The organism is Clostridioides sp. ES-S-0123-01, from assembly GCF_020658415.1.
In the GTDB taxonomy this organism is placed as follows: domain Bacteria; phylum Bacillota; class Clostridia; order Peptostreptococcales; family Peptostreptococcaceae; genus Clostridioides.
Genome location: NZ_JACVWD010000003.1, coordinates 382,055 through 397,930 on the forward strand (window position 1 = coordinate 382,055; position 15,876 = coordinate 397,930).

General features: G+C 32.3%; 13 protein-coding genes. All 13 read left to right on the forward strand.

The window, feature by feature from the left end; translation table 11 throughout:
- Window positions 1-7: 7 nt before the first annotated feature.
- The 13 genes from IC175_RS08715 (at window position 8) to acsC (ending at window position 15,851) form a co-directional block, all read left to right on the forward strand.
- Window positions 8-1,150: a tetratricopeptide repeat protein gene (locus IC175_RS08715; RefSeq protein WP_227851439.1), complete on the forward strand. Its 1,143-nt coding sequence runs from the start codon at window positions 8-10 to the stop codon at window positions 1,148-1,150.
- A 336-nt stretch (window positions 1,151-1,486) separates the two neighbouring features.
- Window positions 1,487-2,398, forward strand: coding sequence for a bifunctional enoyl-CoA hydratase/phosphate acetyltransferase (locus IC175_RS08720; protein ID WP_227433454.1), 912 nt, complete (start codon window positions 1,487-1,489; stop codon window positions 2,396-2,398).
- Window positions 2,399-3,010: 612 nt separating this feature from the next.
- Window positions 3,011-4,930, forward strand: a complete 1,920-nt coding sequence (gene cooS / locus IC175_RS08725; RefSeq protein ID WP_227433453.1) for an anaerobic carbon-monoxide dehydrogenase catalytic subunit — start codon at window positions 3,011-3,013, stop codon at window positions 4,928-4,930.
- Between the two features lie 300 nt (window positions 4,931-5,230).
- Window positions 5,231-6,010: an AAA family ATPase gene (locus IC175_RS08730; RefSeq protein WP_227433452.1), complete on the forward strand. Its 780-nt coding sequence runs from the start codon at window positions 5,231-5,233 to the stop codon at window positions 6,008-6,010.
- Between the two features lie 241 nt (window positions 6,011-6,251).
- Window positions 6,252-7,928 carry a formate--tetrahydrofolate ligase gene (locus IC175_RS08735; RefSeq protein WP_227433451.1) on the forward strand — a complete coding sequence of 559 codons (1,677 nt, stop codon included), beginning with the start codon at window positions 6,252-6,254 and terminating at the stop codon, window positions 7,926-7,928.
- Between the two features lie 84 nt (window positions 7,929-8,012).
- Complete coding sequence (locus tag IC175_RS08740; protein ID WP_227433450.1) at window positions 8,013-8,645, forward strand: cyclodeaminase/cyclohydrolase family protein; 633 nt, start codon at window positions 8,013-8,015, stop codon at window positions 8,643-8,645.
- A 91-nt stretch (window positions 8,646-8,736) separates the two neighbouring features.
- Window positions 8,737-9,609 (forward strand): bifunctional 5,10-methylenetetrahydrofolate dehydrogenase/5,10-methenyltetrahydrofolate cyclohydrolase, encoded by an 873-nt coding sequence (locus IC175_RS08745; protein ID WP_227433449.1) that lies wholly within the window; start codon window positions 8,737-8,739, stop codon window positions 9,607-9,609.
- A gap of 35 nt (window positions 9,610-9,644) precedes the next feature.
- A complete protein-coding gene (locus IC175_RS08750) occupies window positions 9,645-10,319 on the forward strand; it encodes a methylenetetrahydrofolate reductase C-terminal domain-containing protein (RefSeq protein WP_227433448.1) in 675 nt (224 codons plus the stop codon).
- A 35-nt stretch (window positions 10,320-10,354) separates the two neighbouring features.
- On the forward strand, window positions 10,355-11,236 hold the full coding sequence (locus IC175_RS08755; RefSeq protein WP_003432262.1) for a methylenetetrahydrofolate reductase: 882 nt from the start codon (window positions 10,355-10,357) through the stop codon (window positions 11,234-11,236).
- Between the two features lie 41 nt (window positions 11,237-11,277).
- Window positions 11,278-12,663, forward strand: a complete 1,386-nt coding sequence (gene lpdA, locus IC175_RS08760; protein ID WP_227433447.1) for a dihydrolipoyl dehydrogenase — start codon at window positions 11,278-11,280, stop codon at window positions 12,661-12,663.
- Window positions 12,664-12,718: 55 nt separating this feature from the next.
- On the forward strand, window positions 12,719-13,489 hold the full coding sequence (locus IC175_RS08765) for a carbon monoxide dehydrogenase accessory protein CooC (RefSeq protein ID WP_021383511.1): 771 nt from the start codon (window positions 12,719-12,721) through the stop codon (window positions 13,487-13,489).
- A 19-nt stretch (window positions 13,490-13,508) separates the two neighbouring features.
- Window positions 13,509-14,453, forward strand: a complete 945-nt coding sequence (gene acsD, locus IC175_RS08770) for an acetyl-CoA decarbonylase/synthase complex subunit delta (RefSeq protein WP_227433446.1) — start codon at window positions 13,509-13,511, stop codon at window positions 14,451-14,453.
- Window positions 14,454-14,483: 30 nt separating this feature from the next.
- Window positions 14,484-15,851, forward strand: coding sequence for an acetyl-CoA decarbonylase/synthase complex subunit gamma (gene acsC / locus IC175_RS08775; protein WP_227851440.1), 1,368 nt, complete (start codon window positions 14,484-14,486; stop codon window positions 15,849-15,851).
- The last annotated feature ends 25 nt before the right edge of the window (window positions 15,852-15,876 follow it).

Sequence of the window (15,876 nt, forward strand, 5' to 3'; positions counted from 1 at the left end):
GGAAACAATGGATTTTAAAATAGAAAAGTATTTACTGAAGAAGGCAGAAGAACTAGCTTTTATAACTATAAAGCATGGTGGAGAATTTAAATTAAAGAGTTATGATGTGCCAAAAGGTGGGCTAGATGTACCTATAAAAAATGAGGTACTAGTAAAAGGTATAAAAGAAAAAACTGCTCAAGATAAGTTAAACTCAATGTCTATAGCAGATGCAATGATATATATAATTGGTATAGATAGTAAATTTAAAAATAATGGAGAATATGAAAAGTTTTTAGATGCTTTGTCTAAGGATATTAACTTAGATTTAAAAGCATATATGGGATACATGTCTAGAAAATACTTTGAGATTGGAGAGCATACAGATTCTTTAATATATATAAAAGCATTTATAACTATGTATCCAGATGATTTAGATGCAATGTATAATTATGCAATTGTGTGCCAAGAGATAGCAAAACAATATCAAAAAGACCTAGATGATAAGGCTATGAATGCATTTTTACTTGAGGCAATGGCCAAACTTGAAAAGATAATAGATATTGATAATGATTTTGCATTAGGTTATTATCATTTAGGTTATCATTATTATAATCAAGGTCAATATTTGAAGACTAAATTGACATGGGAAGATGCATTAAGATTAGGTTTAGATGCTGACTTAGTGGCTGAGATACAAGAAAATTTAGGAAAGATGGATTTTAAAGTACAGTATGAAGAAGGATATACACTTATATTCCATGGTAAGTTTAAAGAGGGATTAGAAAAATTACTGCCACTGGAAGAAGAACATATGGATTGGTGGAATTTGCTGTTTATGATAGGGCTAGGATATAAGGGTATGGGCGAAATAGAGCAGGCTAAGATGTATTTTGAGAAGATATTAGTAATAAAACCTAAGCAAGTAGATGCTATAGTTGAATTAGGGCTTTGTGAAGCTTCTAAATATAATTTAGATAAAGCAATAGAGTATTTTGAGCAAGCTGCTAAGATAAAAGAGGGCCCAGAAATTCTTTGTAATTTAGGTATGGCTTACTTAAACAATGGTGAAATTGATGATGCAACTTACTATATAGAAAGAGCTTATGAATTAAATCCACAGGATGAGATTACGATTGCTTGTTTAAGAGAGCTTGGTATAAATAAGTAAGAATGTTATTAGATTGTATTAGATTCTATTAGGTTTTACTTTATTAGGTTAGATTTGATGCTAGCGAGTTTTATCTGATGCTATTAAATTTTATTAATTAAGAGTGGTAGAACATTTATTATGTTGTACCACTTTTTTTATTTACTTTGTCTAAGTATTTTTACTCTTATTTACTATTTGTAATATTATATTTCATAAGTATCTTGAATTTATAATAATTAAATATTAAAGCAGATTTTAGTTGTACAAATTTTTTGTAACATAAAAAATAAATTGATAAAAGACATATCAAATATGGTATTATTTAGTTAAATATATATAAGGGAGGGGTTACTTTTGATAAAGAAATTAGATGATATTTTAGAGCAGCTTAAAGGAGGAGAAAAAATAGTACTTTCTGTAGCAGCAGCTCACGACAAAGAAGTTTTAATGGCTATAAAGGATGCTGTAGAAAGAAATATAATTACTCCTATATTGGTTGGAAATGAAGGAAAGATAAGAGAAATATCAAAAGAAATAGAATTTGATTTGGGTGGAATTAAAATTATTGACAAGGATGATATTAAAGACTGTGCTGAAATAGCAGTTAAATTAGTATCAAGTAAAGAAGCTGATTTTGTAATGAAAGGTTTATTAGATACATCCGTTATCTTGAAAGAAGTGTTAAATAAAGATTATGGTCTTAGAACTGATAGTTTATTAAGTCATGTTATGGTATATGAGTTAGAAAGATACCATAAGCTATTGATAACTACAGATGGAGGAATGAATATAGCTCCTGACTATGAACAAAAGGCAAAGATATTAAAAAATTCTATAAAAGCAGCAAAAGCTTTAGGTATGGAAACTGTAAAAGTTGCATGCTTAGCAGCTAAGGAAAAAGTAAATCCTAAAATGCAAGCTACTGTAGATGCAGATATGCTAGCAAAAGCTTGTCAAGCAGGAGAATTTGGAGATAATGTAATTGTAGAAGGTCCTTTAGCTTTTGACTTAGCAGTTTCAAAAGAAGCTAGTGAGATAAAAGGATTTAAAAGTGAAGTATCTGGAGATGTAGATATTATGTTGGTTCCAACAATAGAAGTTGGTAATGGCATAGGAAAAGCCTTTACATACATGGCAGATTCTAAATCAGCAGGTATAATTATGGGCGCAAAAGCTCCTATAGTTTTAGTATCAAGAGCTGATTCACATGAATCTAAATTGTACTCTATTGCGTATGGAGCTATTGTAGCTAAAAGTATGAAATAAAAACATTAAGTGTGTAAAATAAATTGCGTTAAAAGATAAAATGTAGTCATAATATCTAAATTAATGCAATATTAAAAAAATTTTATATAAAAAATAATTATAGCTTCAAATGAATATATACAAATGTTCAATTTGAAGCTATAATTAATATTAAAGTAAGAAAAATAAAAAAATTTCAAAAAATTAGTCCAAAAAATGCTATTCTAAGAAGTTTTTACTAATTATGGTATAGGGAGTAAAAATCTGTAACAAGTCCAAAAAAGTAGTGAGAAATAATAAACACACAAATAAGATATAATATCAAAAAATTGACTAGAAATAATTCAAAATTGATTTAAAAAAATCAAAACATAATTTAATTAAACTAAAATATCAAAAAAGTAGGCTCAAGTATTAAAAAATAGCCAAAAATGAGTAGTTAAATTAACTTAAATTAGGTATTAAAAATAAAATTTTTATGTATTATCTAATTTTGTTAAAAAAATATTTAAATCTAAAGCAAAGTGCTGAAAATTAGTATATAATCAACTTAGAAAGCATTTATTTTATTATTTTATGACATGAAGTCAGTCACCTGGGGGATTTTAAAAATCAAAAAAAGGGGATAGGAATATGGATGAAAAAATGTTAACAATTGATTTAAACAGCCAGAAGATGATAGCAAAAGCTAGAGAAGAAGGCGTAGAAACAATGTATGATAGAAAAGAAGGCTTTAAAGCACAATGTGGTTTTGGTCTTCAAGGGGTTTGCTGTAGAATATGTGGAATGGGACCATGTAGAATAAGTCCTAAAACTCCAAGAGGGTTATGTGGAGCAGACGAACACACTATAGTAGGTAGAAACTTTGCAAGAATGGTTGCTGGTGGGACAGCTGCCCATTCAGACCATGCTAGAGATATAGCACATACATTAGCATTAGCTGATCCAAATGGAAACTATAAAATAAGAGACGAAGCTAAATTAATTACTTTAGCTAAAGAATGGGATGTAGAAACAGAAGGTAGAGATATCTATGATGTAGCACATGAAGTGGCAGAAATTGCATTAATGGAATTTGGTAAACCTTTTGGGACATTAAGATTTATAAAAAATGCGCCAGAACCAAGACAAAAAATATGGAAAGAATATGCTATAGAACCAAGAGCTATAGATAGAGAAATTGCAACAATAATGCACTCTACTCATATAGGTTGTACTGGTGATATAGATAGTTTAATACACATGAGTCTAAGAACTTCTATGGCTGATGGTTGGGGTGGTTCTATGATAGGTACTCGTTTAAGCGATATCTTATTTGGAACTCCAGTACCAAGAAGAACAGAAGCTAACTTAGCAGTATTAGAAGAAAATAAAGTTAATATAATATTACATGGACATGAGCCAGCATTATCAGAAATGATAGTTTTAGCTGCAGAAGAACCAGACTTAATAGCTTTAGCTAAAGAAGTTGGAGCAGATGGAATAAACTTAGCTGGTATGTGTTGTACAGGTAATGAAATTACAATGAGACATGGTGTAAGAATAGCAGGAGACTTCCATCAACAAGAACTTGCAATAGTAACTGGAGCAGTTGAGGCTGTAATAGTTGACGTTCAATGTATATTCCCTGCACTAGCTAGAGTAGCAGATTGTTACCACACTAAATTTGTAACAACTTCTCCAAAAGCTAAAATAACAGGTTCAACTTATATTGAATTTAGAGAAGAACAAGCTCTTGATGATGCTAAATCAATAGTTAAAGAAGCTATCTTAAACTTTAAAAATAGAGATAAATCAAAAGTACTTATACCTGAATTAAAATCAGGGGCAACAGTTGGGTATAGTGTAGAAGCAGTAGTAAATCAATTAGACAGAGTTGTAAACTCTCATATAGATCCAGCAGGAACAGTTAAGCCATTAACAGACTGTTTAAAATCTGGAGTATTAAGAGGAGCAGCTGGTGTAGTTGGATGTAACAATGCTAAAGGAGTTTCAAATGAGGCTCACGTAACAATAATGAAAGAATTAATTAAAAACGACATAATAGTAGTTACTACAGGATGTGGTGCTTCAGCAGCAGCTAAATTTGGTTTAATGGAAACTGATGCAGCTGAAAAATATGCAGGTAAAGGTCTTGCAACTGTCTGTAAATTAGTAGGAATCCCACCAGTACTACATATGGGTTCTTGCGTTGATATAAGCCGTATATTAGATTTAGTTGGAGCAGCAGCTAATTACTTAGATATGGATATGTGTGACCTTCCAGTTGTAGGTATAGCTCCAGAGTGGATGTCAGAAAAAGCAGTTGCTATAGGATGCTATGTTGTAGCTTCTGGTATAGACACTTACTTAGGAATAATGCCTCCAATAGCTGGTTCTTCAAGAGCAGTAGATATATTAACTAGCGAATTAAAAGATAAAGTTGGTGCAACATTTACTGTAAATACAAATCCAAAAGAGTTAGCAGCTACAATAATAGAAGATATAGAAAAGAAACGTGTTCACTTCGAAGCATTAGTTGAAGAAAAAATGGGTGTTGAAGCAGAAGCTTAGAAAATGGCTAAAGCCTTAGAAAAAACGATTTTATATCTAAATAAAGGTTTTATAGTTGAATAAAGTCAAATATTAAAGAAAAGAACATCAAAATACAATGAATATACTGAATAAATAAAATATAAACAATATAATGAAGAATACTAAAACTATACATGCTGCTTTGAAAAGCTAGTAGGGTAAATGTAATTGGTTCCTGTAAGGACTAGCTGTAGTTTATTTTTAGTGTTTAAAAAATAGATAACTACACTAAAACATAAATAAAATAAAAAGCAAATAGTAATAAAGGTGGTAGGGATTATGAAGATAGCAATAACAGGTAAAGGTGGAGTAGGTAAAACGACTTTTTCTTCAATGCTCTCTAGGATGTTTGCTGAAGACGGATACAGAGTTGTTGCTGTTGATGCCGATCCTGATGCTAATTTAGCTTTAGCACTAGGTTTTCCAAAAGAAGTATATGAATCAATAGTACCTATATCAGAAATGAAAAAGTTAGTTTCAGATAGAACAGCTGCTTCTGTAGGTTCATTTGGAAAAATGTTTAAGATGAATCCTAAAGTAGACGATATACCTGAAAATTTCTGTAAAGAATACAACGGAGTGAGATTACTTACATTAGGAACAGTGGATTCTGGTGGCACTGGATGTGTATGTCCAGAGCACGTTCTTTTAAAAAGACTCTGTTCACACTTAATACTACAAAATAAAGATGTAGTTGTTATGGATATGGAAGCTGGAATTGAACACTTAGGAAGAGGAACAGCTCAAGGTGTAGATGCTTTTATAGTAGTTGTAGAGCCAGGAGAAAGAAGTCTCCAAACATATAGAAAAGTTAAAAAACTTGGTCATGATATAGGCGTAAATAAGGTATTTGTTGTAGGTAACAAAATCAGAAATAAAGAAGATGAAGAATTTATAATACAAAACTTAGAAGATGGGGAATCTTTAGGATTTATCTATTACAATCAAGATGTTATAGATTCTGATAGAGCTAATCAATCTCCATATGATTCTAGTGAAACAACAAAGGCACAAATTAAAGAAATAAAAGAGAAATTAATGTCACTTAAAGATAAATAGAAATTTTGATTTATAATTGGGTTGTTGGTTAAAGGCAATAAATAGGTATTAGATAGGTAATAAATGATTAATTAGATAAATGACTAGCTATTAAGTTAAAGATATTTTAATAGCTTAGTAGCTAGTTTTTAAGCAATTTTACATGTATAATTATCTTATAAAATATAATTTTTACATATTAATACAATTTATACAAAAATTATATTTTAAATCTATTTAGGTTGTGGGAGGAGATTCAGTTATGGGATTTAAATCTGACATTGAAATAGCTCAAGAAGCTAAACCTCAAGATATTAGAGAGGTTGCAAAAAAATTAGGACTAGGTGAAGAAGATGTAGAACTATATGGTAAATACAAAGCCAAAGTTGACTACAATCTACTAAAAAGAGAAACTGGGAAAAAAGCCAAGTTAATATTAACTACAGCTATAAACCCAACTCCAGCAGGTGAAGGAAAAACTACTACTACTATCGGTGTTGCTGATGCATTTGCAAAATTAGATAAAAATGTATTAGTTGCTCTAAGAGAACCATCTCTAGGACCAGTATTTGGTGTTAAAGGTGGGGCAGCTGGTGGAGGATATGCACAAGTTGTTCCTATGGAAGATATAAACTTACACTTCACAGGAGACTTTCATGCTATAGGAGCTGCTAATAACCTTTTAGCTGCTATGCTTGACAATCATATTCATCAAGGAAATGAACTTAGAATAGACCCTAAGAAAATAACTTGGAGAAGATGTGTAGACATGAACGATAGACAACTTAGAAATATCGTTGATGGTATGGGTAAAAAAGGCGATGGAGCAGTTAGACAAGATGGATTTGATATAACTGTTGCTTCTGAAATAATGGCAGCGTTCTGTTTGGCAAGTGATATAGCTGACTTAAAAGAAAGATTAGGAAACATAATAGTTGGATATAGCTACGAAGGTGCACCTGTAACAGCTAGACAATTAAAAGCTAATGGTGCTATGGCTGCATTATTAAAAGATGCTTTAAAACCAAACCTAGTTCAAACTCTTGAAGGAACACCATCATTTGTACATGGTGGACCATTTGCAAATATAGCTCATGGATGTAACTCTGTTATAGCTACAAGAATGGCTATGCACTTTGCAGATTATGTAATAACTGAGGCTGGTTTCGGTGCTGACCTTGGAGCAGAAAAATTCTTAGATATAAAATGTAGAATGGCAAATTTAAAACCAGATGCTGTTATAATAGTTGCTACTGTAAGAGCATTAAAATACAATGGTGGAGTTGCTAAAGCAGACTTAAACGAAGAAAATCTAGAAGCTCTTGAAAAAGGACTTCCAAACTTATTAAAACATGTTGAAAACATAACTCAAGTATATGGATTACCAGCAGTTGTTGCAATAAACAGATTCCCACTTGATACTGAAGCTGAACTTAAACTTGTTGAAGACAAGTGTAAAGAATTAGGCGTTAATGTTGCTCTTTCTGAAGTATGGGCAAAAGGTGGAGAAGGTGGAATTGCAGTAGCTAAAGAAGTTTTAAGATTATTAGATGAAGAAGAAAATAATTTTAGATTCTGCTATGAAGATGATTTATCTATAAAAGATAAGATAAATGCTATAGCTACTAAGATTTATGGAGCAGATGGTGTAGATTATACTCCAGAAGCTGATAAAGAAATAGCTAACTTAGAAAAACTTGGATTTACTAAAGTTCCAGTATGTATGGCTAAAACTCAATATTCTTTAACTGATGACCAAACTAAATTAGGTAGACCAACAGGATTTAGAATAACTGTAAGACAAGCATCAATTTCAGCAGGAGCTGGATTTATAGTTGCACTTACTGGAGAAATAATGAAAATGCCAGGATTACCAAAAGTTCCAGCAGCAGAAAAAATAGATGTTGATGAAAATGGAGTAATAGCTGGATTATTCTAAGTGTATTAATTTATAAATAAAGAGTAGGAAATATCTCTAAGATAATTTAGGATATTTTCCTACATCCTTTTAAGGAGGATTATCATGAAAATAGCAGATAAAACTTGTGTTGATTTTGTAGAAGTACTATCTTCTAAAGAAGCAGTACCAGGTGGCGGAGGAGCTGCCGCACTAGTTGGTGCAATTGGTATGGCTTTAGGGAGTATGGTATGCAATCTTACAATAGGAAAGAAAAAGTATGCTGAGTATGAAGAAAGTGTAAAAGATATATTAAATAAAGCAGGAAAATTAGAAAAAGATTTATTAAAAATGATAGATGATGATGCAGAATGTTTCTTACCATTATCAAAAGCTTATGGGCTTCCTAAAGAAACAGAAGAGGAAAAAAGAATAAAAGCAGAAACAATGGAAAAAGCGCTAAAAGTTGCTTGTGAAGTACCATTAAATATAGTAAGAGTTTGTTATGAAGCTATTAAGTTACATGAAGATTTAGTTGATAAAGGTTCAAGACTTGCTATAAGCGACGTTGGTGTAGGGGTTCAATGTTTAAGAGCTGCTATACTTGGTGGACAATTAAATGTAGTTATAAATATAAATTCTATACAAGATCAAGAATATGTTAGTAAAGTAAAAACAGAAGTAGATAAATTAGTTGAAGATGGCGTTAAAACTTGTGATGAAGTTTATGCTAAAGTTGAAAAAGCGCTTGGTAAATAATTTTTAAATGACGAAAGTAGATACTATGTTATTAATATGTGGTATATAGAATAAATTAATTTAAGTTTGCTTGTAGGGGAGTTGTGAATATATGGAAGTAATGTCAACTAAAGGACAGATTATAAAAGGAAAACCTGTAGCTGATAAGATTAGTGAAGACTTAATAAAAGAAGTCGAGTTACTAGTTAAAGAAGGTATAAATCCTAAGCTAACAATAGTTAGAGTTGGAGCAAGAAGCGATGATTTATCATATGAAAGAGGAGCACTAAAAAGATGTCAAAACATTGGTATAACAACTGAAGTGTTGGAATTAGCTGAAGATATAACTCAAGAAGAATATATTGATGTTTTAAAGAAAGTTAATGATGACAAGGATGTTAATGGTATATTATGTTTTAGACCACTTCCAAAACACTTAAATGAAGAAGTTATAAAATATGTCATTGCACCAGAAAAAGATGTAGATTGTTTTAGCCCAATAAACTCTGCTAAAGTCATGGAAGGAGATAAGAGTGGATTCCCACCATGTACTCCTACAGCAGTAGTAGAAATATTAAAACATTATAATGTTGATTTAAAAGGAAGTAAGGTAACAGTTCTTGGAAGATCAATGGTAGTTGGGAAGCCAGTATCAATGCTTTTATTAAGTGAACATGCAACTGTTACAATATGCCATTCAAAGACTAAAAACTTATCAGATGTAGCTGCAGAAGCGGACGTATTGATAGCAGCTATTGGTAGAGCTAAGATGGTAGATGAAAGTTTTGTGAAAGATGGAGCAGTAGTTATAGACGTTGGTATAAATGTTGATGAAGAAGGAAATTTATGTGGAGATGTTGATACAAATGCAGTTTTAAATAAAGTATCGATGATAACTCCAGTTCCAGCGGGGGTTGGTTCAGTTACAACATCTATACTTGCAAAACATGTAGTTAAAGCTTGTAAGTTGCAAAACAATAAATAGATAGATATTGTGGAAGGTTTAGGGGGGAAGTAGATATGATAATTTCTGAAAATAAACCATTGGAAGAAGTGCTAGGGTACTTAAAGAATTTTGACAAGCTAGTTTTAGTTGGTTGTAATCAATGTGCAGCGACTTGTAAGAGTGGTGGAGAAGAAGAAGTTCTAAAAATGAAGGAAACTCTTGAAGGTGAGGGCAAAAAAATCTTAGGATATGTAATGCTTGATCCTGCTTGTAACCTTTTAAAGTCTAAAAAGGACTTAAAGGCTCTAAAAGAAGAAACTAAAGAAGCTGATGCAGTTTTATCTTTAGCATGTGGAGATGGGACACAAACAATAGTTAAAAACCTAAAAAATAAACCAGTTTATCCAGCTAACAACACTTTGTTTATAGGGGAAGTACAAAGGGTTGGAGAATATGAGGAAGCCTGTAAGGCTTGTGGAGACTGTGAACTTGGTTGGACAGGTGGAATATGTCCAGTAACTATGTGTGCTAAAGGTCTTATGAATGGGGCTTGTGGTGGAGCTAAAAATGGTAAATGTGAAGTAAATCCAGAAAATGATTGTGCTTGGATAAAAATATATGAAAGATTGGAATCTATAGGGCAATTAGATAATTTAGCAGAAATAAGACCGCCAAAAGACTATTCTAAGCAAAATAATCCAAGAAGCTTAAGTGCAAAGAAAAAGAAAGAAGCAACAGCCAATTCATAAAAGTTTTTTTTAGAAGGTTAAAAGGGGGATTAGAGATGAGCTTATTAAGAGAAACATTAGAGAGTGGAAAATTTGCAGTTACTACTGAGATGGCTCCTCCAAAAGGGACTGACCTTTCACATTTAATTGAATGTGCAAAGCCGTTAGTTGGAAGAGTTCATGCAGCAAATGTGACAGACTTTCAATCAGCAGTTATGAGAGCAACTTCTCTTGCTACATGTAAATTACTAAAAGATGCTGGATTAGAGCCAGTGATTCAAATAACAGGGAGAGATAGAAATAGGATAGCTATACAAGGAGAAATGTTGTCAGCAGGTGTATTTGGGATAAACAACTTGTTGGCATTAACAGGAGACCATACTAGCGTAGGAGACCATCCACAAGCTAAAGGTGTATTTGATTTAGACTCTGTAGGGATACTTCAAACTGCTGAAACTCTAATGGCAGGTACGGATATGGCTGGTAATAAATTAAAAGGTTCTCCAGATTTTTATCTAGGAGCATCAGTAACTCCAGAATATTCTCCAATAGAAGTTCAATTATTAAAAATGCAAAAGAAAATAAAAGCTGGAGCTAAATTTTTCCAAACTCAAGCACTTTATGACATAAATACAATGAGAAAGTTTAGAGAACTAACAAGAGATATGGATTGCAAGGTATTGGCAGGGATAGTACCTTTAAAATCTCCAGGAATGGCTAAATTTATGACTGCAAATGTACCAGGAATATTTGTGCCAGATGAACAAATCGAAAGATTAAGAGCAGCTGGAAAAGAAAACTGGGTAAGTGAAGGAATAAAAATGGCAGGAGAACTTATCAAACAATTAAAAGAAGAAGATTTATGTGATGGTGTTCATATAATGGCAATTGGGGCAGAAGAAAATATACCTGCTATACTAGATGCCGCAGGTTTATAGTATTACAAGATTGTAGATTATAAGGTTTGGGGGAATTAAGGATGAAAATAGTAGTAGTAGGTGGTGGACCAGGAGGATATGTAGCAGCTATAAAAGCTTCTATGCTTGGTGCAGAGGTGACAGTTGTTGAAAAAAGAAGAGTAGGAGGAACTTGCTTAAATGCAGGATGTATACCAACTAAAGCACTTCTTGCTTCTTCAGGGGTATTAAATACTGTGAAGGAAGCAAAGGATTTTGGTATAGAGATAGATGGTACAGTTACACCAAATTTCACTGCCATAATGGAAAGAAAAAATAAAGTTGTAAATCAATTAATAAGTGGTATAGAATTCCTATTTGAGAAAAGAGGAGTAAAACTAGTTAATGGTTTTGGAAAATTAATTGATAAAAATACTATAGAAGTAACAAAAGATGATGGAACAGTAGAATCTATAAAAGCTGATAAGATAATACTAGCTAATGGTTCTGTTCCAGTTGTACCAAGAATGTTCCCATATGATGGAAAGATTGTAATAACTAGTGATGAAGTTCTTGGACTTGAAGATATACCTGAATCTATGTTAATAGTAGGTGGTGGAGTTATAGGATGTGAAATAGGGCAATTCTTTAGAGCCTTAGGAACAGAAGTAACTATAGTTGAAATGGTTGACCAGATACTATTAAATGAAGATAAAGATGTAGCAAAACAACTACTTAGACAATTTAAGAAAGATAAGATTAAAGTTATTACAGGTATTGGAGTACAAACTTGTGAAGTAGTTGATGGTAAAGCTGTTGCAACTCTTTCTAATGGAAAGGTTATAGAAGCACAATATGCATTAGTATGTGTTGGTAGAAGACCTAACCTTGATAATTCTGGAGTAGAAGATATAGGAATTGAAATGGAAAGAGGAAAAGTAGTAGTTAATGAGCATCTTGAAACTAATGTAGAAGGTATATATGCAATAGGTGATATAATAGATACTCCTTTCTTAGCACATGTTGCTTCTAAAGAAGGTATTGTTGCAGTTGAAAATGCTTTAGGAAAAACTAAAGTAGTAGATTATAGAGCAATTCCAAGATGTGTTTATACTGAACCTGAAGTTGCTGGTGTTGGTAAAACTGAAAAACAACTTGAAGCTGAAGGTGTAGAATACAATGTAGGTCAATTTGATTTTAGAGGACTTGGAAAAGCACAGGCTATAGGACATTTCCAAGGATTTGTAAAAATAATAGCTGATAAAGAAACAGATAAAATAATAGGTGCAGCAGTAGTAGGTCCTCATGCTACAGATTTATTAACAGAGTTATCACTTGCTGTTCATCTAGGATTAACTGTAGAACAAGTAGGGGATGCAATACATCCACATCCAAGTTTATCTGAAGGACTAATGGAAGCACTTCATGATGTACATGGAGAATGTGTTCATTCTGTACCTAAATTATAATAAGTAAACAGAGTACATAAGGCTCTGTGGCTAGATTTAAGGGGGAAGTCTTAAAATGGGATACAATATAGCTGTTGCAGGAAAAGGTGGAACTGGTAAAACAAGTCTCACAGGGCTTTTGATTGATTATTTGGTTAAGGACAATAAGGGACCAGTATTAGTTGTAGATGCTGATGCTAATGCTAACATAAATGAAGTATTAGGTATTGAAGTTGAAGCAACAATAGGAGAAATAAGAGAAGAAGTAAATCAAAGAGAAAAGTTAGGCAATGCATTCCCAGGTGGTATGACAAAAGCACAATATCTACAATTTAGATTAAATTCTATAATTGAAGAAGGAGAAGGATATGACTTGTTAGTAATGGGGAGATCAGAAGGGGAAGGATGTTACTGTTTTGTAAATGGGATACTTAGAGAACAAGTAAACAAAATATCTGGTCACTACAAATACTTAGTCATGGACAACGAAGCTGGTATGGAACATCTAAGCAGAAAAGTTACTAGACATGTTGATACACTTTTATTGGTTAGTGATTGCTCAAGACGTAGCATACAAGCTGTTGCTAGAATAAGAGATTTAGCTGAGGAACTAAAATTAAATGTTGGAAGAATACTTCTAATTGTAAATAAGGTTCCAAATGGGGTTATGAATGATGGTGTTAAAGAGGAAATAGAAAAACATAACCTAGAGCTAATTGGTGTTGTACCTATGGATGAATTGATATATGAATATGATTCTACAGGTATTCCTTTAGTTAATTTACCTGAAGATTCAAAATCTAAAGTGGCTATGAAAGAGATTTTTGCTAAATTAGAATTAAAATAGGCTTAAGGGGGAAAAAAATATGGCATTTAAAATGTCTACTCAAAAATATTCTGGAAAAATATCAGAAGTTGAAGTAGGAATAGGGGAAAAAGCAATTAAATTAGGTGGGGAAAATGTATTACCTTTTTATAGTTTTGATGGAGAAGTAGGGAATACTCCAAAAATAGGTATAGAAATATCAGATGTTTATCCTGAAAGCTGGACTGATTCATATAAAGAGTTATACAAAGATGTAGCTAATTGTCCAGTAGAATGGGCTAAATATGTTGAAGCTAATACACAAGCAGATTTTATTTGTTTAAAATTTGATGGTTCTGACCCAAATGGATTAGATAAATCAGTTGATGACTGTGCTGAAGTTGCTAAAGCAGTAGTTGAAGCAATAACATTGCCTTTAGTAGTAGCTGGTTCAGGAAATCATGAAAAAGATGGTAAACTGTTTGAAAAATTAGCTCAAGCGTTGGATGGGCATAACTGTCTATTTATGTCAGCAGTAGAAGATAACTACAAAGGAGTAGGAGCATCAGCTGGAATGGCTTATTCACACAAAGTTGGAGCAGAATCTTCTGTTGATATAAACCTAGCAAAACAATTAAACGTACTGTTAACTCAATTAGGCGTTAAAGGTGAAAATATAGTTATGAATGTTGGATGTTCAGCAGTTGGTTATGGATATGAATATGTTGCATCTACTATGGATAGAATTAGACTTGCAGCATTTGGTCAAAATGATAAGACATTACAAATGCCTATCATAACACCAGTAGCTTTCGAAGTAGGTCATGTTAAAGAAGCTATAGCTCCAGTAGAAGATGAACCAGATTGGGGTTGTCCAGAAGAAAGAACTATAGCAATGGAAGTTTCAACTGCAGCAAGTGTTTTAGTAGGTGGTTCAAACGCAGTTATACTTCGTCATCCAAAATCAATAGAAACTATAAAAGAATTGGTTAACGCATTAGCTTAATTAAATTGTTAAGGTTAGGGGGAGAAAATAATGGCATTAAAAGCTTTAGATATATTTAAATTAACACCAAAGAAAAACTGTAAGGATTGTGGATTCCCAACTTGTATGGCTTTCTCTATGAAGGTTGCTTCAGGAGCTGTAGAAGTAGGCAAATGCCCACATATGTCTGATGACGCTATAGCAAAACTATCAGAAGCTACAGCACCTTTAATGAAAGCATTAAAAGTTGGTACTGGAGCATCTGAATATGAACTAGGCGGGGAAACAGTATTATTTAGACATGAAAAAACATTAGTAAGTAGAAATAGATATGCAGTTTCATTCTGTACTTGTATGAGTGATGAAGCAGTAGACGCTAAAATAGCTAACATGAAAAAAGTTGACTATATAAGAATTGGTGAACAAATGAAAGTTGAAATGGTTGTTTTAGAATACTGTGGAGACAAAGATGCATATTTAAAACTAATAGACAAAATAAAAGGTAGTGGATTAGAAGTAGCTTATATTTTAGCTTGTGATGATGCACAAGCAGTTAAAGAAGCTGTTGAAGTATTAAAAGATGCTAGACCAATGGTATATGGAGCAACTAAAGATAACTACAAAGATATGATAGAAGTAGTTAAAGGGTCAAACCTACCATTAGGAGTAAAAGCAGCTAGCTTAGAAGAATTATATGAAACAGTTGAATTAGTTCAATCTGCTGGATATAAAGAATTAGTATTAGATGTAACTGGAGAAAATATAAAAGATACTTACACTAATGCTGTGCAAGTTAGAAGAATAGCTTTAAAAGAACAAGATAGAACATTTGGATATCCTTCAATAGTATTTGCAAATAGATTATCTAACTCAAATCCTATGATGGAAATTGCTTTATCATCAATATTTACTATAAAATATGGTTCTATAATAGTAATAGATGATATTAGTTATGCTAAAGCATTACCATTATTTGCATTAAGACAAAATATATACACTGACCCACAAAGACCAATGAGAGTTGAACCAAAGATTTACCCAATTAATAACCCAGATGAAAATTCTCCAGTATTAGTTACTGTTGACTTTGCATTAACTTATTTCATAGTTGCTGGAGATATAGAAAGATCAAAAGTTCCAGTATGGTTAGTAATACCAGATGCAGGTGGATATTCAGTTCTTACATCTTGGGCTGCTGGTAAATTTGGTGGAAATTCAATCTCTGCTTTCATCAAAGAAAGTAAAGTAGAAGAAGTAACTAATTGTAAAGACATTATCATTCCAGGAAAAGTTGCAGTACTTAAAGGTGATATAGAAGATAACTTACCAGGATGGAATGTAGTTATAGGACCAGAAGAATCTATGGAATTACCTAAGTTCTTAAAAGGATACCAAGAAAAAGCATGCCAAACAAACTAATAAAATATTAACTAACTATTAATAT